We start from the raw sequence: 17,362 nt of genomic DNA, 5'->3' as shown, positions 1-17,362 counted from the left end.
ATAGACGCAGTCTTTTATTATCTTTGCGATTATGGAAAATTTCGAAAGTTGGAAGGATCTTTTAAATCCTGAATTTTATATAAAGATGGGAGGTTTTTGGCTCATCCTATTTATTATCTTCGCAGAAACAGGTCTGTTTGTAGGATTTTTCCTGCCTGGTGACAGTCTGCTTTTTGTTTCAGGGATTTACGCTGTAGAAATAATCAAAGAAACTTTCGGTTCCACGGGAAGTGATTTTCTAGATACTACCATTTTAGCAACTGCAGTTTCTATCGCTGCAATTATAGGAAATGAAATTGGATATTGGTTTGGGGTGAAAGCCGGTCCAGCTCTTTATAAAAGAGAAGACTCTTTTCTATTTAAAAAGAAATACCTTTTCCAAGCCCATGATTTTTTTGAGCAACATGGTGCTTTAGCTGTTATTATGGCGAGATTTTTACCAATAGTAAGAACATTCACTCCCATAGTTGCTGGAATAGTGAAAATGGATAAAACCCGCTTTTTAATTGACAATATCATTGGAGCTGTTTTATGGTCATTCTCTCTAATTTTTGCTGGTCATTATTTAGATGCTTTATTTAAAAATCAGTTTGATATTGATTTGAAAGCGCATTTAGAAATGATCATCATTATCATCGTATTGGTCACTACCGTACCAATTATTATTAAGTTTTTCTTTGGTAAAAAGAAAGAAAACGTAGATGAGAATATCGATACACACGGATAAAAAATAGCATATATACAAATAGAACAGCATTCTTTGATTGCTGTTTTTTTTTGTTGAGGTATTCAAAGAAAGTTACTTGATTTTGAATACATGGAGCTTAATTTTATTTGTGAATAAATAAGAATGTTTTTTTTATAATGATTTTTTAGAAAAATTAAAATGGATATCCGTTTTCAATTATGTTGCAAACTTTAAATGCAATCCCGATAGCCATCGGGACGCAAATATTTAATTAAAGAAATGCTGTTTTACCCGCTTTTTTAAATTTCGCAAAGGCATTTCATTGAGTAAATTTCGCAGATAAAATACAATAATGACGATTTGCAGACATACATTAAAAATAATATTGTTATTAAAAGTAATAATCGTAATATTGCAATATACAAATAAGAATATGGGAGCGAGTAAAACCGAACACTTTTCAACAACACAAAATGAAATGGCAACCCTGGCGAAAGCGCTCGGACATCCTGCCAGAATTGCAATATTAGAGCATTTGTTAAAAGTGAACGAATGTATCTGTGGCGATATTGTAGCAGAACTTCCTTTAGCACAACCAACCGTTTCGCAACATTTAAAAGAAATGAAAAATGCCGGAATTATTAAAGGAAATATTGAAGGCAATTCTGTCTGCTATTGTATTGACGAAAAAGTCATTGAAAAACTTCAATTTTACTTTAAAGATATTTCGAGTAAATTAACAGTAAGAAGCACATGTTGTTAAGTCCACCATCCTTCAATTATTTTCTAACCTCTACTAAAATAAAATCACAATGAATACCAACGAAGAAATCAAAGAAATGGTAAAGCAAAAATACAGTGAAATTGCTTTACAGAATCAGGAAACCAATGCCTCATCCTGCTGTGGAAGTGGAGGTTGTACAACAGAAGTTTATAATGTAATGAGCGATGAATATGATCATTTAGAAGGATACAGCATGGAAGCAGATTTAAAATTAGGCTGCGGATTGCCTACAGAATTTGCAAAGATAAAGTCGGGAGATACCGTGGTCGATCTAGGAAGCGGAGCCGGTAACGACTGTTTTGTTGCCCGACATGAAACTGGTGAAACCGGAAAAGTGATCGGTATTGATTTTACACCAGAAATGATTGGCAAGGCTAGAATTAATGCCGATAAATTGAATTATAATAATGTAGAATTCCGTTTAGGAGACATCGAAAATATTCCGACGACAAGCAATATTGCTGATGTCGTGGTCAGTAATTGCGTGATGAACTTGGTTCCCGACAAACCAAAAGCTTTTGCTGAAGTCCACCGTATACTAAAAATGGGCGGTCATTTCAGTATTTCAGATATTGTTTTGACTGGTGACCTTCCAGAAAAAATTAAAAATGCGGCAGAAATGTATGCTGGGTGTGTAGCAAGTGCCATTCAGAAAGAGGATTATTTGAATATTATTAAAAATTCAGGTTTTAAAAATATCACGATTCAAAAAGAAAAACCGATTATCATTCCAAATGATATTTTGAAAAACTATCTGAATGAATCTGAAATAGAAATTTATAACTCGAATAAGAATGTCATTTTCAGTATTACTGTTTATGCAGAGAAACAACAGGAATGTTGCGGCCCGACTTGCTGTTAGAATTACTATTTATACGCCTAAAACTATATCAGCTATAAAAGAATGTTCCTTCTTTTATAGCTGATTTTTTTATTTTCATCCTTTCCATATCTTATAAAGTAGGAAACAAGATTTTTATTCAATAAATAATTGTTAGACTAGTCGAACTTTTGTATGTTTGCAGAATAACAATTATTATTAGATTTATGAAATTCAATAGATTTACTCTTATCGCTGCAGTTTTTTTCTTTTCTGCTATCAAGGGGCTTACTGCGCAAAATCTTGTAGAAATGCAAAATGAACGAAATGTAGAATCCAAAATCGGTCCTCCATCAGATACAATAAGGATTTGATGAAAATTTTGAAGCACAAGCCAGATATTTTCAATACCTGGACGCTCCGGCATTACTTAAGATAATTAAGTAATTTTTAGTGTTAGATTCCCAATCAATTAATTTTTACATTAGGAGGTTGGGTTTTTTTAGGTATTAAAGTTTAATTGCTTTTCATCCGTTAAGAATGTAATTAAAGGATAATAAAATATTACAGATCTTAACTCAATCCAAGAAGTTTATTTATAAATTATGGATACAGGTTACTTCTGCTTGCCAATACTCAAAAGTCTTAAGTTCTCCATCATCCAATTTAAATTCGTGAGATATTTTGTTGGCTTCTGAAATTAAAAATTCAACCTTTTTCTTAAACGGACCGCCTTCATAAGCCAAAGTATGATATTCACCCTCCTCTCCACAAATATCGATATCTGAAGGGAAGAGTCGAACTAAATCCGCGTCTAAATCTTTACCGATAAAACTGGAATCTAATTTGTCCGCCTGAGTAATGATAATTTTCGTCTTAATTCCCGATCGTAATAAATCTTCCATGATTTCTTCTGATGTTTTGCCCCAAAGTGGTTCTAATACTTCAATTCCTAAAGGATTAAGTTTGCTTTCCCGATAAGTTTTAACATCAAATAAATGGATGTCTCCAAAGATAAAATGAGCGACATTCTGTTGTTTAAAATGATCAACAGCTTCTCTCATCTTCTCATCGTAATTATTCAGTTCTTTAGCAAAAAAGACGGTGTAAAGAGGAATGCCAATGCTTTCTGCTTGTTTTGTTAATATATCTAATGAAATATTATGCATTGAAGATTTAAGAGTCTCTTTACTAAAGGTTGTAAGTAATGAAATAACTTCATATTCATTTTCCTGGATTATTTTTTGAAGTGCTAAGGCCGAGTCTTTTCCGCCACTCCAGTTAAATACTGCTTTTTTCATTGGTGTTCTGAATTAAATTTTTTTCTAGTTTTCTTTGGCGATATTAGAAATTTTTAATTTTTTACGAAGATAAACAAATAGTAAATTGCAGTTATAAATTGCTATAGTTTGCGGCGTAAGATCAAAAACTTTGAAATTTCTTACAAGATATTACCAACTTATCTGACGAATTTAACAATGTATAAAAATTTATTATGACTAATTTAACTTTCATTTTCACTAATTTGAGTAAAGATTCAGTAAATTTGAGTTAATAAAATAATTTAGAATTATGGCAGATATTACATTACATGACAATCCGGTTCATACCGTTGGGAACTTGCCGGAAGTAGGAAGTACAGTAAAAAACTTTAAACTGATCAATGGTGAATTAAAAGAGAAAACAAATGATGATTTTTCTGGCAAGAAAAAGATTTTCAATATTTTTCCGAGTATCGACACCGGCGTTTGTCAGGCCGCAGCAAGAAAATTCAATGAGAAAGCTGCCGATTTAGATAATACAGTAGTAATCAATGTTTCTAAAGATTTGCCTTTCGCGTTAAACCGTTTCTGTGCCGCAGAAGGTTTAGATAATGTAGTAAGTTTATCCGATTATCGGGGGTCTTTTGGAAATGATTACGGAGTACAGATTTCGGACTCTCCAATGGAAGGGCTTTTGAGTCGTGCGGTTATTGTTACCGATGAGAACGGAAAAGTACTTTACACCGAACAGGTTCCTGAAATTGCGCAAGAGCCTAATTATGATAAAGCTTTAGATGCTTTAAAATAATTTATTGAAAATATATTGATAACCTTGTCAGGAATGTAGAACTTGACAAGGTTTTTTGTCTCCATTCTAAACAGATATTACCAAGAAAATAATAATGAAACGATCCGGTTCAGCAGATTTACCACTTCACTACGGCTATGTACCACAATGGCTTTATGAGCGTATGTCTAAACTCGGCTTGTCTGTCATAGAGGTTCTACTGAGTGATTACGGCAAAGATGAGGTCATCCGGCGAATGAGCGATCCTTTTTGGTTTCAGTGTTTTGGTGCAGTCATGGGAATGGATTGGCATTCTTCAGGTGTCACCACTTCAGTCATGGGTGCATTAAAAAGAGCCATTAACCCCAATTCAAAAGCTCTCGGAATATATATCGCTGGCGGAAAGGGGAAATCATCACTTCAAACACCAAATGAACTGCTGAAAATTTCGGAAATTACGGGTTTAAATGGACTGGAATTAGTTCGAGCCAGTAAACTCTCTGCAAAAGTTGATAATACCGCGATGCAAGATGGTTACCAACTCTATACGCATAATTTCATGCTGACGGATGAAGGACAATGGGCTGTCATTCAGCAGGGAATGAATGTGAACGATAAAACCGCACGGCGCTATCACTGGCATTCCGAAAATTTAAAATCTTTTATCGAAGAACCACATACTGGAATTGAAGGAATGAATCAAGGGAGAATTCTAAATCTTACGTCCCAAGATGCGAAAGAAAACCGCTCCGGAATTCTGGATATTTCTCAAACCAATTCTGAAAAGATCATGTCGGATTTTGCCCGTTTAATTTTACCTGCTCATCACGATATACAGGCTTCCGATGTCGACTTAAAACGGCTAGGCGCCTTACTTTACATGACGAGAGAAACGCCGCCCGAAAATTTCGAAGAATTATTATTAATGAAAGGAGTTGGTCCCAGAACTTTGCAAAGCTTGGCATTGGTTAGTGAAGTGATTCACGGAGCACCGTCGAGATTTCAGGATCCTGCAAGGTTTGCCTTTGCACACGGCGGAAAAGACGGACATCCGTTTCCTGTTCCCCTAAAAATTTATGATGAAACAATTTCTATTCTTCAAAAAGGAATTGAAAAATCCAAGCTGGGAAATTCCGATCAGTTAAAATCAGTCGAAAAACTACATCGGATGATGGCAAAAGCCGAAGAGCATTTTGAACCTAATTTTGACATTAATGAAGTCATAGAAGAAGAACGCGCAAATTCCTGGAAATACGGAGGCAAAACCGTCTTTGGAGACGCAGAAAAACCCAAAGGTCAGCAGACAATTCAACTCTCCTTATTTTAAATTAAAAAATACCAAATTTAATTAATGCGCTTCAATTCTGTACGGTAAAGCCCGTACTTCAACCAATTCTATCGCAGGTTCTTTTTCGATTTTACTAGATTTTAAAAAAGATTAGATGAATTTTCAGTTAAAAATGCGTTGACAAAATAGGTTTAGCTGTCATTTGATTAAAAAATTTGTTAGAAATCCTTTTTTTCGTTACTTTTAAATAAAAAAATATGGAACCGATCACGATAGATATTACTATTCTAAAACCTGTTGAAAAAGTATGGGAATTTTTTATTGACCCCGATCAAATAACGAAATGGAATTTTGCAAACGAAACGTGGTATGTCCTTCTGCGGAAAATAATTTCCGGGTGGGTGGCGATTTTAACTACCGAATGGAAGCAAAAGATGGTACTTTTGGATTTGACTATAAAGGAACTTATGACGAGATCATTCCGTTGCAAATTATAAAATATCATTTAGAAGATGGTAGAAATGTAGAAGTGGTATTTGAAAGTATTGACGAAAGTACAACTAAAGTAATTGAGACTTTCGATCCTGAAAATCAGGAATCTAGACAAATGCAACGCGATGGTTGGTATGCAATTTTAGATAATTTTCATAAGCATGTCGAGAATAATTAATGTAAAAATAATTATGGGATAAATTAGTTTAAAATTTATTCCGTATTTTTAAGGAAAATAATCTATATGGAACCCATAACTATTAATATTACTATTTTAAAACCCATTCAAAAAGTGTGGGATTATTTTTACAATGCGAAACATATTGTGAAGTGGAATTTTACCACTACAAATTGGCATTGTCCTAAAGCAGTAATTGACTTTCAAGAGGGTGGTAAATTTGACTATCGATTAGAGTATAAAGATAAAAGTTTCGGATATAATATTGCCGGTACAATCGAAGAAATTAAAGAATTGGAATACGTAAAAAGTCAATTGGACGATGGTCGTAAGATCGAAGTTCACTTTCGCAAAATCGACGAAAATACGACGGAAGTTATCGAAATATTTGAACCCGAGATTCAGTTTTCCCGGGAGATGCAGCGCGTCGGTTGGTACGCTATTCTAGATCGATTTCATAAATACGTCGAAAAAAATTAGTAATTCTAGCAGCATTATAAATGCTGTTTTTTATTTATAAATAGATCATGAATAACAATATATTTCCCTGTCTTTGGTTTAATGGCAATGGTGAGAAAGCCGCCAAGTTCTATTGCAAGACTTTCGGAGGATCAATAAGTGCTGATAGTGGCGTAGTCATCAATATTGAATTGTTCAGTCAAAAAATGATGTTGCTGAATGCCGGTCCTCAATTTGAAAAAAATGCGTCCATATCTTTTATGGTATTATGTGAATCAGAAGAAGAAATACAGCGATACTGGGAAAGTTTTTCTGAAGGCGGTCTCGTCTTAATGGAGTTAGCCGAATATCCGTGGTCAAAAAAATATGGGTGGATCCGCGATCAATTTGGAGTCACCTGGCAATTCAATCTTGGTGACGGCCCAATTGAACAAAAAATTATTCCAACTCTAATGTTTATTAATAAGAACAATGGGAAAGCACAAAAAGCGATGGACTTTTATACTTCTGTATTTCCACATTCAAAAATTGGTTCTGCTTTGAAATATGGCGAAGGTGTAGGAAATAAACAAGATGAAGTTTCTGAAAACATACAACATGCAGATTTTGCTATAGATGGTTATCATTTTTTCTGTATGGATAATTCGCACAAACATCAATTTGATTTTAATGAAGGGATTTCAATTGTCGTGATGACCGATAATCAGAAAGAGACCGACCATCTTTGGAATGCCTTGATTGCAAACGGTGGAAGAGAGTCCATGTGTGGCTGGTTGAAAGATCAATTTGGTGTTAGCTGGCAAATAGTACCGAAGCGCTTGCTGGAGCTGATGAACGATTTTGATAACCCTCAGAAAGCACAAAAAGTAGTCCAGTCAATGATGACGATGCAGAAAATTGAAATTTCTGAATTGGAACGAGCATATCAGTCCTAGATTGCGGCTTAAGGTTTGTTGTATAAGTTTCAATTAGATAAACTCATTATCATTAAAACTTATAACTAAAATACCGATCTTCAATCAATTGATCGTTATTAAAACGTCTGGAAATTTTACCTAAAACACCTATTATGGAGACCTTAAACTACGAAGTACACATTAATGCAAATATTCAGGAGATTTGGGATCTTTTGTGGAATGAAGATACTTATCCCCAGTGGACGCAATTTTTTACAACAGGTTCCAAAATGAGATCAGATTGGAAAATTGGTGGCAAAACATATTTTGTTGATGAAAATGGAGATGGGATGGTTTCCACAATTGAAAGTATGAATGAACCTTATGAAATAGTTTTCCGCCATCTTGGTTTGATAAAAGATGGGATTGAAGATACCGAAAGTAAAAAGGTCAAAGAATGGAGTGGTGCTGAAGAAAAATATTTTTTGCGTATTTTAGATGGTGACAAGACCGAACTTCGAGCGATTGTTCACACAGACCAAATTCAGGAGGAGGCGATGAACGAGGGTTTCAATAAAGGTTTTCAATTACTTAAAAGCATCGCAGAAAGCTAAAAAATACAACATCTATTAAAAATGATACGCTTCAAAATTCAAATTTTATTATTTTTGTCAGCTTAATGATTCCATTTGCAAAGGAATTGAACTGAATGAAGAATTATTACTATTTTCTTGGTGTTACGGAAGATGCTTCGGATGAGGACATCAAAAAAGCCTACCGTAAATTATCTTTAAAATACCATCCCGACAAAAACCCAGGAGATGAATTTTTTGAAAATCGTTTCCGCGAAATTCAGGAAGCTTATGAGATGGTTAATGACAAGGAGAAACGAAGAATCTACGATGATAATTTAGGCCATCAACAGCGGAGCTATCGTCCGACCTTACCACCTGTTATCAAATCTTTCTCTGTTAATAAAGTAAGGCTTCAAAAGGGTGAAGAACTGATCATTACCTGGCAGACTCAAAACGCAGATATCGTAAAAGTTTTGCCGTTTGGCTTAGAAAAAGGTTATGGTGAGAAGATCATCAGAGTTACAGAATTCAAGGACGGGAAATTTCAACTTTTATTACACGCTACCAATTCACTATTGAATAAAACAGTTGTTCAGGGAATCACTATTACAGAAGTATTTGAAAATAAAAGTGAGGAGTTCAGAAACGATGCTGAAAATTTATTTAAACCCCACAAACCTTCGGTCCCAAATCCTACTGGAAAACCACAGGTTTTTAGAATTATAATGACAATCGTATTGTTGGCACTTTCTCTATTATTTCTAACAAAAGCGTGCTTAGAATAAGAAAAAAATTTTAATGCTCTAAGCCATTTTCAATCTGCCTGGACATTTTTTGCACCTTTTTCCCTTCTTAAATTTTTTACAGCAATTCTTTTTGCCACAAATCAGGTCTTCTCTGATTTCTCTTACGTGCATCAGCGGAGATACTTTAAAAGGAATAATCTGACTATTCATGCTGCAAATGTAATGTTAATTTAGAATAAATCAAAATAACAAATATTTTATATGATTTTTTTTCAAAAATTACCAACATGAAAGGTAAGATGAGGTCTACTATTTTAGGTCTATTGACAAATTGGTTTAGGATCTAATTTAATGAGATTTATCAATTGTGATGTTGTCTAAAAATTTGTATTTTTACGCACCTTTATTTCAGAAAAAATCTAGTAAAAATATATGAATACTACACAATTTGTAAATCGCCACATTTCATTGAATGAAGCCGATCAACAAGCCATGTTAGCCAAAGTCGGTGTTGCAGATATCGATGAATTAATTGGGCAGACTATTCCTGACTCGATTCGATTAGCAAAAGACCTTAATATTTCTGATGCTCTTTCTGAGCAGGAAATGCTTTCTTACTCCAAAGATTTAGCGGCTAAAAATTTGATGTTCGATAATTATATCGGATTCGGATATCATAACACTGTTTTACCGAGTGTGATCCAAAGAAACATTTTGGAGAATCCTTCTTGGTACACCGCGTATACTCCTTATCAGGCAGAAATTGCGCAAGGGAGATTAGAGGCATTGTTAAATTTTCAGACCGTTGTTTGTGATCTTACAGGTTTTAAATTAGCAAATGCATCTTTATTAGACGAATCGACTGCAGCTGCAGAGGCCATGCACATGTTTTTTGAAAGCAGAACCAAAACGCAGAAAAAATCTAGTGCTCAGAAGTTTTTTATATCAGAGTTAGTATTTCCACAAACGGTTGCCGTTCTAAAGACCAAAGCGGAAGGTTTAGGGATCGAAATTGTTGAAGGTAATCATGAAACTCACCAATTGGATGAGTCTTATTTTGGAGTTCTATTACAATATCCTGGAAAAAACGGAATTATCGTTGATTACAGTGAAGATATTCAGAATTATAAGAAACTTGAACTTCAAGTTGTTGTAGCCTGTGATCCAATGGCACTAGTAAAGCTGAAGTCACCTGCAGATATGGGCGCAGATTGTGCCGTGGGAACAACACAACGTTTCGGAATCCCTATGGGTTATGGTGGGCCTCACGCTGCATTCTTTGCTTGTAAAGAAGATTACAAAAGAGATATTCCCGGAAGAATTATTGGAGTGTCCCAAGATGCTTACGGAAAAAGAGCTCTAAGAATGGCTTTGCAAACCAGAGAGCAGCATATTAAACGTGAAAAAGCAACTTCTAATATCTGTACAGCTCAGGTATTGTTGGCAGTGATGGCCGGAATGTATGCGGTTTATCATGGACCAAAAGGGTTGAATTTTATTGCTGATCAAATTCACTTTAAGGCGATTGCACTTCGCGATGGCTTAAAGAGTCTGGGTTACGATATCGTAGAAGAATCTATTTTCGATACCGTGAAATTTAGAGTTCATGAGGATGATAAAGATCGATTGATTAGAAAAATGAAAGATCATAAGATCAATCTTAACTATTTCACCCCCGAGATCGTTAGTGTTTCTTTAAATGAAACTTCTACTAATGATAAGGTTCAGAAACTTTTTGATGCTTTCGCTGACTTTTTGGATAAACAAAGTTTTAAACTTATTTTCAAAGAAGAATGTCAAATTCCTAAGGAGTTTTTAAGAACTGACGAAATATTAAAAGAAGAAGTATTTAATAAGTATCATACAGAAACCGAGTTGATGAGATACATCAAGCGTTTGGAGAAGAAAGATCTTTCTTTAACCCAATCCATGATCTCATTGGGCTCATGTACCATGAAGCTGAACGCAGCTACTCAAATGTTGCCTTTGTCTTGGGCAGAATGGGGAAGTGTACATCCTTTTGTGCCGACCGATCAAGCAGGAGGTTATCAGATTTTAATTAAAGAATTAGAAAAGGATTTAGCGGAAATCACGGGTTTTTCAGGAACTTCTTTACAACCGAACTCAGGTGCACAGGGAGAGTATGCGGGATTGATGGTTATTAGAGAATACCACAAATCACGTGGCGAAGGCCATAGAAATATTGCTCTAATTCCTCAGTCAGCACACGGAACAAATCCGGCGTCTGCAGTTCTTGCAGGGATGAAAGTAGTCGTAGTCAAAAATATTGAAAGCGGAGAAATCGATTTTGAAGATTTAAAAGCTAAAGCAGAACAGCATAGTGCAAACCTAGCTGCCGTGATGATTACCTATCCATCTACTTATGGCTTTTTTGATGATAACATCAAGGAAATTACAGATTTGATTCATTCACACGGTGGCCAGATCTATATGGATGGGGCCAACATGAATGCTCAAGTTGGTTATACATCGCCAGGAAATATTGGAGCTGATGTTTGTCACTTGAATTTACACAAAACCTTTGCAATTCCACATGGTGGTGGTGGTCCAGGCGTTGGCCCAATCTGCGTTGCAGAACATTTGGTTAAGTTTTTACCAGGAAACCCGAATATCAAAATTGGTAGCAAAGATTCCATCGATGCGATCTCAGGTGCACCTTACGGATCATCTTTAGTATTAAATATTTCTTATGCGTATATTAAAATGCTGGGAACTGATGGTTTGAAAAAAGCCACAGAATACGCAATATTGAATGCCAACTATTTGAAAGAAGTTTTAGGAGAGCATTTCCCGATCCTTTATGCAAATGGAAAGGGAAGAGTTGCACACGAATGTATTGTAGATTTCCGTCAGTTCAAAGCGTTCGGAATTGAAGTTGCCGATGTGGCAAAACGATTAATGGATTACGGATATCATGCACCAACAGTAAGTTTCCCAGTTGCTGGAACTTTGATGATTGAGCCTACTGAATCTGAAAGTAAAGCAGAACTAGACCGTTTTGCAGAAGCCTTAATTTCAATCAAAAGAGAAATTGATGAGATTGTTGATGGAAAGTATGATACCAGTAACAATGTATTGAAAAACGCTCCTCATACCATGCAAGTGGTAATTGCGGATGATTGGGACAGACCCTACAGCCGTGAAAAAGCTGCTTATCCATTGGAGTGGGTTCGTGACAACAAATTCTTCGCATCCGTTTCACGGGTAGATGAAGCATACGGAGATCGAAATTTAGTGTGTACATGCGCACCAATCGAAAGTTATATGTAATCTTATAAACCTAGTAAGAGAATTCCTGAAGATCACCTTCAGGAATTTTTTTTGTATTAATCAGAAAATGCAGGAATAATCACGGAGAACACATTATCATATTTTTATTGATGTATATCCGCAAATCGGCATTATTGTATTTTCTCTTCGAACTTTACTAAATGAAATGCCCTTGCGAAATTTAAAAAAGCGGGTAAAACAGCATTTTTGTACTTAAATCTTTGTGGACTCTGCACTTTTTATTTTAAATCAATTAGCAAATAGTGAACTTTCATAATAAAAATTTCCATTACTTAAATTTAAGACTTATTTTTGGGTTAGTATTATGATTTTAAACAGCATCTACACGCATCAGCGAACAGGAAACCATCCTGCAACCCCGGCCTCGCGCACCGATTTTCAACGAGATTTCGACCGAATCATCTTTTCAGCTGCTTTTCGGAGACTTCAAAATAAAACACAGGTTTTCCCCTTGCCGGGAAGTGTTTTTGTGCATAACCGCTTAACCCATTCTTTAGAAGTTTCTTCGGTGGGAAGGAGTTTAGGAAATGCGGTGGGTGAGTTTATCTTCAATCAGTTTAAAAATGAATTGGATGATAATGCACAAAGTTTTTACCTGCACAATTTACATAATGTAATTGCGGCAGGATGTTTATGCCACGATGTGGGAAATCCAGCATTTGGACATTCAGGTGAAGATGCTATTGCCAGTTATTTTGAAAGAAATCAAGCAGATCTCAAGCCGAAATTTAGCGACAAAGAATGGGCGGATTTTGTAAATTTCGAAGGAAATGCTAATGCAATAAGAGTTTTAACGCATCAGCAAACTGGTAAAGATGAGGGAGGGACGCAGTTGACGTTCTCAACACTGGCGAGTATTGCCAAGTATCCATGCGAAGCGATTGCCAAAAAGAAAGGAATTCTTCATCGAAAGAAATTTGGCTTTTTCCAGAATGAAAAAGAAACTTTTTTAAATATTGCAAATTCAGTAAATCTAAAGCAGGAAAGTGAAGAGCCTGTGGTTTTTAAGCGGCATCCTTTCGTGTGGTTAGTAGAAGCGGCAGATGATATTTGCTATAATATTATCGATATGGAAGATGCGCACCGGTTGGGAATAGTATCGACTTCGGATTGTGAGAATCTTTTTTTTGAATTGATAAAATCAGAAAATGGAAATACAAAAAGAGTAGAGGATAAACTGGCGGTATTGACCAATGCGAATGAGCGGATTTCTTATCTCCGTGCTAAAGTGATCAACGCCTTAATTAATAAATCTATACAGATTTATCAGAATCGGTTTCCGGATATTTTAAGTGGAAATTTAGATACAGCTTTATTGGATATTTATAAGACTGAAAATAAATCACTACAGGAAATCGAGAGTTTTTCAATTAACAAGATTTATAATCATAAAGCAGTTATTGAAATTGAAAATGCGGGTTATAATGTAATGTACGAATTGCTCAATCATTTTATACCACCCATTTTAACAGACAAATCTCAAAGAAAATCTTATGATAAAATGGCTTTGAAACTGTTGCCGAATCAATTTTTGTATGAGGATGGATCCGATTATCAGAAAGTTCTTGGTGTTCTTGATTTTGTTTCTGGAATGACGGATAACTTTGCTACTGATTTATACCGTAAAATCAAAGGAATTGATATTGGAATGACCATGTAAATTACACAAATTTTAATTATCTTTATCCAAAATCAAAACGATTTTATAACACATTTTTAAAAATATTTTTATGGCTTATTTAGGGGTTTTAATATTCTTAGGACTAATTGTTTTATTTGCTTCCTTTTTTACGGTGAAGCAGGCAACTGCTGCAATCGTAGAGCGTTTGGGGAAATTTCATAAAGTACGCCAATCTGGTTTGCATTTGAAAATTCCTTTTATTGATCAGGTTGCTAAAAGAATGAACTTGAGAATTCAACAGTTAGATGTTATTATTGATACCAAAACGTTGGATAATGTTTTTGTAAGAATGAAAGTTTCAGTTCAGTATCAGGTAATCGAAGCTCAGGTAGCTGATTCTTTTTATCGTTTAGAAAATCCTGAAAATCAAATTACTTCTTATGTGTTTGATGTGGTAAGAGCAGAGGTGCCGAAGTTAAAACTGGATGATGTCTTTGTTAGAAAAGATGATGTTGCGATCGCGGTTAAAAGCGAATTGCAGGAAGCGATGCAAAGTTATGGTTACGATATCATTAAAGCATTGGTTACTGATATTGATCCGGATGAACAGGTGAAACATGCGATGAATAGAATAAATGCCGCAGAACGTGAAAAAACAGCTGCAGAATATGAATCTGAAGCACAAAAAATTAGAATTGTTGCTGTGGCAAAAGCAGAAGCAGAATCTAAAAAATTACAGGGACAGGGGATTGCAGATCAACGACGTGAAATTGCCAAAGGATTGGAAGAATCTGTTAAAATGTTGAATGATGCTAATATCAATGCGCAGGAAGCATCTGCCTTGATTGTAGTAACTCAGCATTACGATACACTACAGGCTATCGGAAGTAGCAATAAGAGCAGTTTGGTATTATTGCCTAATTCTCCGAGTTCCGCTAGCAATTTACTTAACGATTTGATGGTTTCTATGGCGGCAACGCAGAAAATGGAAGATCTACAAAAGTAAAAAATACAAAAATCATTACAGGAAACCGTCTCAATACTGAGGCGGTTTTTTTGTTACTAAAAACTGATTGTAAAAAGACGTGAGCGGTACGCTTTTTTGCAGTGTTTATTAGGACGTCAATAGGTATGAAACTGATTATCAACTTATATTGTGGAAGAAACTAATATTTTTCTGTGCTAACTCAATAAATAGTTTTATTTTTATAACGAAAGAGTGATGGTGAAAAATTATTGATTACCTATTAATTCCTTTATTAAATAACCTTCAAAGAAATAATAATACAATGACGAAAATTTACCATATTTTAACAGCTGTTTTTCTTTTAACTTTTCAAATCAATCTACTGGCGCAGTCTGAAAAAAAAGATTTTGTAGATGAAAACTTTTCTCTTACTACTGAGAAAAATGCGCAATATATTCGATTTATTTATCTTGACGCGAAGGGAAAGGAAACTGGTGATGTAATATATTACTATAAAAGTGGCGAACTATATACCAAACTGGATGGTGTCATTTTTAAAGGTGTGAAAAATAATGAAATAAATGATTTCAATAATAGATTCCGATATTATAAATCAGGACGATTAAAAAGTGCAGAAATTATTTACGAAGAAGAGGGATTTGTAGATCGTATGGATTGGTTGGATATTCATGTGCAACATTCATCCTATTTCGGAATTCGAGTTTTAAATTGGATTGAACAATTAGTACTTACCTATAATTATGACGCTCTCTCAAAATTAGCTGGAACTAATTTAGCCAACGTCAAAAGTAATGTAGATTTTGAAGGATTAAACCTTATTCAAGAAGATTACATTTTTGATTTTGTTAAAAAAGACGATATCGAAAGTAGAGTATATACAATAGGATTTTCAGACAAAAAAGAATTTATTGGAACGATGGGCGTTGAAACCATTTTATTGAAAAATGCTCATCAAGTATTGCTGGATAAAGGTTTTAAGTTAATTTCTACAAAAGATGAAAAAGATGAAAAAACTGGACGAATAACAACAAGGAGTAAATGGGATAAAACAAATTATCCTTATCGCATTGCATTACGTTCATACGATGATCGCAAAGTTGTTTACTTTGCGATCGTGAGTGATTTATCACCGCTTTATTAAGTTCTTATAGATTAATGGTAACTTTTATATGGTGAATTAAAATTTTTAGATTTCTATGAAATTCTCAAAAGAAGAAAAAAAATTCTGGAAAACGCATTATCATTTTGATAAGCCTTCGCAACTTCATGAAAATTGGAGTCAGATTTGGTCTGTCGACAGTAATCACGATGATGAGTTTTTTTATTATTTTTCCCTGCGAGTAAACACAATTGTCGAAGTTCATTTAAAGAATACCTTAATTACAGATCAGGCAGTGGAGTACATGACAAAATTTAAAAATGTGAATATTCTCTTTTTGAGAAAACATGAAAATATTACAAAAGCGATTATTCCTTTTATTAATCAAATGCAAAACCTGGAATATTTGAATGTCACCCGAACTAAAATCACGCTTTCAGATTTATGTGAAAGTTTAGATAATAAAAATTTAAAAGAAGTCTTTTTGGATTCTGAAGAAAATGAAAGTAACCTAGAAGAAAAAGCCTTTATTTTAAAAGAGAGAATGCCCAATTGTAATATTTATCTGGATTTTTGCGACAGCACTAATGTATTTGGGAATCAAGAAAAACCAATTTTTTAACTTACAAAATCTAAAAAATAGATGAGTTTACATCAGAAGAAAAATGAAGTGATAAAAAGACACTCAATCCGAGTGAAATATCTAATTTTATTTAGCCTATTTATATTTTGCTGCTCAGTTAGTGCACAAAATAAAAGTAAAATTGAAGCAGCCGCAAGATTGAAAAAAGAAAGGGATTTGGATTGTACGAAACCAGATCAACAAAGAATTGCAGCAGAAATAAAGGCAAAAGATAATTTCTCTGCAAAAGCATTTATTACCCAATATTATTCAGATTTTAAAACAGGATATAATTTTGATGGTAAATATAGACCTGTTACCGATCATTATAAAACAGCATTTTCAGGGTCAGTTTTTACCTTAACTTTTGATTATTTTAGTGATGATCATATGGAAAAACGAAAGATTCAGTTCGATTTTGAGAAGGTTTTAGCCATCGAGTTTTATGGCGGTGAAATGGTGGAAATAAAAGATCCTGAAAACTTAAATATTCCAATTTCTGATCGATTACTTTTTAAAGCTGGTGATAAGGAATTTATTATCAATGTTGAAGTCAGTTCCGAAGTTGAAATTACCAAGACAGAGATTTATCAAGCTTTTCTAACACTTATTAATAATGGGAAAACCTAAATTAAACAAGCCAATTTGTTGTATTTTTAATATGAATGATTAGTAACGAATTACAAGATCAAATTAATTTTACGAAGAAGAAATCTACATAAGCTTTGGTAATTTAATTATTAAT

At 34.3% G+C, this 17,362-nt stretch carries 17 protein-coding genes; 16 read left to right on the top strand and 1 reads right to left on the bottom strand.

Annotation, left to right across the window (positions count from 1 at the left end):
• Window positions 1–31: 31 nt before the first annotated feature.
• From FNJ88_RS01510 to FNJ88_RS01500, 3 genes are all read left to right on the top strand, one after another.
• Window positions 32–727: a DedA family protein gene (locus FNJ88_RS01510; RefSeq protein WP_143851401.1), complete on the top strand. Its 696-nt coding sequence runs from the start codon at window positions 32–34 to the stop codon at window positions 725–727.
• A 394-nt stretch (window positions 728–1,121) separates the two neighbouring features.
• Complete coding sequence (locus tag FNJ88_RS01505; protein ID WP_143851400.1) at window positions 1,122–1,451, top strand: ArsR/SmtB family transcription factor; 330 nt, start codon at window positions 1,122–1,124, stop codon at window positions 1,449–1,451.
• A 49-nt stretch (window positions 1,452–1,500) separates the two neighbouring features.
• Window positions 1,501–2,334 (top strand): arsenite methyltransferase, encoded by an 834-nt coding sequence (locus FNJ88_RS01500; RefSeq protein ID WP_143851399.1) that lies wholly within the window; start codon window positions 1,501–1,503, stop codon window positions 2,332–2,334.
• A 554-nt stretch (window positions 2,335–2,888) separates the two neighbouring features.
• Here FNJ88_RS01500 and FNJ88_RS01495 read toward each other — a convergent pair.
• Window positions 2,889–3,593, bottom strand: coding sequence for an adenine nucleotide alpha hydrolase (locus tag FNJ88_RS01495; RefSeq protein ID WP_143851398.1), 705 nt, complete (start codon window positions 3,591–3,593; stop codon window positions 2,889–2,891).
• Window positions 3,594–3,864: 271 nt separating this feature from the next.
• On the opposite strand from FNJ88_RS01495, the gene tpx reads away from it, so the two are divergent.
• From tpx to FNJ88_RS01430, 13 genes are all read left to right on the top strand, one after another.
• On the top strand, window positions 3,865–4,362 hold the full coding sequence (tpx, locus tag FNJ88_RS01490) for a thiol peroxidase (RefSeq protein ID WP_143851397.1): 498 nt from the start codon (window positions 3,865–3,867) through the stop codon (window positions 4,360–4,362).
• Between the two features lie 94 nt (window positions 4,363–4,456).
• A complete protein-coding gene (locus tag FNJ88_RS01485; protein WP_143851396.1) occupies window positions 4,457–5,668 on the top strand; it encodes a DUF763 domain-containing protein in 1,212 nt (403 codons plus the stop codon).
• A 304-nt stretch (window positions 5,669–5,972) separates the two neighbouring features.
• Window positions 5,973–6,299 carry an SRPBCC domain-containing protein gene (locus tag FNJ88_RS01480; RefSeq protein ID WP_317132175.1) on the top strand — a complete coding sequence of 109 codons (327 nt, stop codon included), beginning with the start codon at window positions 5,973–5,975 and terminating at the stop codon, window positions 6,297–6,299.
• Window positions 6,300–6,365: 66 nt separating this feature from the next.
• On the top strand, window positions 6,366–6,779 hold the full coding sequence (locus FNJ88_RS01475) for an SRPBCC domain-containing protein (protein WP_143851395.1): 414 nt from the start codon (window positions 6,366–6,368) through the stop codon (window positions 6,777–6,779).
• Window positions 6,780–6,826: 47 nt separating this feature from the next.
• Window positions 6,827–7,693 carry a VOC family protein gene (locus FNJ88_RS01470; RefSeq protein WP_143851394.1) on the top strand — a complete coding sequence of 289 codons (867 nt, stop codon included), beginning with the start codon at window positions 6,827–6,829 and terminating at the stop codon, window positions 7,691–7,693.
• 134 nt (window positions 7,694–7,827) lie between these two features.
• Window positions 7,828–8,268 carry an SRPBCC family protein gene (locus FNJ88_RS01465; protein WP_143851393.1) on the top strand — a complete coding sequence of 147 codons (441 nt, stop codon included), beginning with the start codon at window positions 7,828–7,830 and terminating at the stop codon, window positions 8,266–8,268.
• Between the two features lie 95 nt (window positions 8,269–8,363).
• Window positions 8,364–9,014 (top strand): J domain-containing protein, encoded by a 651-nt coding sequence (locus tag FNJ88_RS01460; RefSeq protein WP_143851392.1) that lies wholly within the window; start codon window positions 8,364–8,366, stop codon window positions 9,012–9,014.
• Window positions 9,015–9,407: 393 nt separating this feature from the next.
• Window positions 9,408–12,266, top strand: coding sequence for an aminomethyl-transferring glycine dehydrogenase (gene gcvP, locus FNJ88_RS01455; RefSeq protein WP_143851391.1), 2,859 nt, complete (start codon window positions 9,408–9,410; stop codon window positions 12,264–12,266).
• 325 nt (window positions 12,267–12,591) lie between these two features.
• Window positions 12,592–13,947 (top strand): dGTP triphosphohydrolase, encoded by a 1,356-nt coding sequence (gene dgt / locus FNJ88_RS01450; protein ID WP_143851390.1) that lies wholly within the window; start codon window positions 12,592–12,594, stop codon window positions 13,945–13,947.
• Between the two features lie 70 nt (window positions 13,948–14,017).
• Window positions 14,018–14,914, top strand: a complete 897-nt coding sequence (locus FNJ88_RS01445) for an SPFH domain-containing protein (RefSeq protein ID WP_143851389.1) — start codon at window positions 14,018–14,020, stop codon at window positions 14,912–14,914.
• A gap of 283 nt (window positions 14,915–15,197) precedes the next feature.
• Window positions 15,198–16,037, top strand: coding sequence for a hypothetical protein (locus FNJ88_RS01440; RefSeq protein WP_143851388.1), 840 nt, complete (start codon window positions 15,198–15,200; stop codon window positions 16,035–16,037).
• A 55-nt stretch (window positions 16,038–16,092) separates the two neighbouring features.
• Window positions 16,093–16,617, top strand: a complete 525-nt coding sequence (locus FNJ88_RS01435; protein WP_143851387.1) for a hypothetical protein — start codon at window positions 16,093–16,095, stop codon at window positions 16,615–16,617.
• A 177-nt stretch (window positions 16,618–16,794) separates the two neighbouring features.
• Complete coding sequence (locus FNJ88_RS01430; RefSeq protein ID WP_143851386.1) at window positions 16,795–17,247, top strand: hypothetical protein; 453 nt, start codon at window positions 16,795–16,797, stop codon at window positions 17,245–17,247.
• Window positions 17,248–17,362 lie beyond the last annotated feature (115 nt).

The organism is Chryseobacterium sp. SNU WT5 (assembly GCF_007362475.1).
GTDB lineage: Bacteria > Bacteroidota > Bacteroidia > Flavobacteriales > Weeksellaceae > Kaistella.
This window is presented reverse-complemented; position numbering and strand designations above follow the sequence as displayed.

What these genes read in the sequence shown, in the direction of transcription:
- FNJ88_RS01485 (WP_143851396.1), top strand. Translation starts at nt 4,457, where the DNA reads ATGAAACGATCCGGTTCAGCAGATTTACCACTTCACTACGGCTATGTA.
- FNJ88_RS01495 (WP_143851398.1), bottom strand. Translation starts at nt 3,593, where the DNA reads ATGAAAAAAGCAGTATTTAACTGGAGTGGCGGAAAAGACTCGGCCTTA.
- tpx (WP_143851397.1), top strand. Translation starts at nt 3,865, where the DNA reads ATGGCAGATATTACATTACATGACAATCCGGTTCATACCGTTGGGAAC.
- gcvP (WP_143851391.1), top strand. Translation starts at nt 9,408, where the DNA reads ATGAATACTACACAATTTGTAAATCGCCACATTTCATTGAATGAAGCC.
- FNJ88_RS01465 (WP_143851393.1), top strand. Translation starts at nt 7,828, where the DNA reads ATGGAGACCTTAAACTACGAAGTACACATTAATGCAAATATTCAGGAG.
- FNJ88_RS01505 (WP_143851400.1), top strand. Translation starts at nt 1,122, where the DNA reads ATGGGAGCGAGTAAAACCGAACACTTTTCAACAACACAAAATGAAATG.
- FNJ88_RS01475 (WP_143851395.1), top strand. Translation starts at nt 6,366, where the DNA reads ATGGAACCCATAACTATTAATATTACTATTTTAAAACCCATTCAAAAA.
- FNJ88_RS01440 (WP_143851388.1), top strand. Translation starts at nt 15,198, where the DNA reads ATGACGAAAATTTACCATATTTTAACAGCTGTTTTTCTTTTAACTTTT.
- FNJ88_RS01445 (WP_143851389.1), top strand. Translation starts at nt 14,018, where the DNA reads ATGGCTTATTTAGGGGTTTTAATATTCTTAGGACTAATTGTTTTATTT.
- FNJ88_RS01470 (WP_143851394.1), top strand. Translation starts at nt 6,827, where the DNA reads ATGAATAACAATATATTTCCCTGTCTTTGGTTTAATGGCAATGGTGAG.
- dgt (WP_143851390.1), top strand. Translation starts at nt 12,592, where the DNA reads ATGATTTTAAACAGCATCTACACGCATCAGCGAACAGGAAACCATCCT.
- FNJ88_RS01500 (WP_143851399.1), top strand. Translation starts at nt 1,501, where the DNA reads ATGAATACCAACGAAGAAATCAAAGAAATGGTAAAGCAAAAATACAGT.
- FNJ88_RS01510 (WP_143851401.1), top strand. Translation starts at nt 32, where the DNA reads ATGGAAAATTTCGAAAGTTGGAAGGATCTTTTAAATCCTGAATTTTAT.
- FNJ88_RS01435 (WP_143851387.1), top strand. Translation starts at nt 16,093, where the DNA reads ATGAAATTCTCAAAAGAAGAAAAAAAATTCTGGAAAACGCATTATCAT.
- FNJ88_RS01480 (WP_317132175.1), top strand. Translation starts at nt 5,973, where the DNA reads ATGGAATTTTGCAAACGAAACGTGGTATGTCCTTCTGCGGAAAATAAT.
- FNJ88_RS01460 (WP_143851392.1), top strand. Translation starts at nt 8,364, where the DNA reads ATGAAGAATTATTACTATTTTCTTGGTGTTACGGAAGATGCTTCGGAT.